We start from the raw sequence: 218 nt of genomic DNA, 5'->3' as shown, positions 1-218 counted from the left end.
CAGTGGTTTCGGATTGCTGTGGCGAACTTCTCTGCGGTTAAATCAGCAGAACTGATATAATATCTGACCGTCATTTCGGGCTCTTTCTTTTGTTCTGCTATTATTGACCGAAAGGAGACTGCCACGCATAATTTCTTCAGACCTTTCCATTCAAACGTGAAATCAATAAGTTCATCAGGGACATCGCAAACAATATGAAGACGGATTTCTTCTCTGCC

1 pseudogene is annotated in these 218 nt (G+C 42.2%); it reads right to left on the bottom strand.

Features of this window, described 5'->3' with window-relative positions:
- Positions 1 to 218, bottom strand: a pseudogene (locus tag RTW80_RS31190) (ISAs1 family transposase); the annotation flags it as partial.

It is taken from the genome of Escherichia sp. AM3 (genome assembly GCF_032029835.1).
GTDB classification, from domain to species: Bacteria; Pseudomonadota; Gammaproteobacteria; order Enterobacterales; family Enterobacteriaceae; genus Escherichia; species Escherichia coli.
This window is presented reverse-complemented; position numbering and strand designations above follow the sequence as displayed.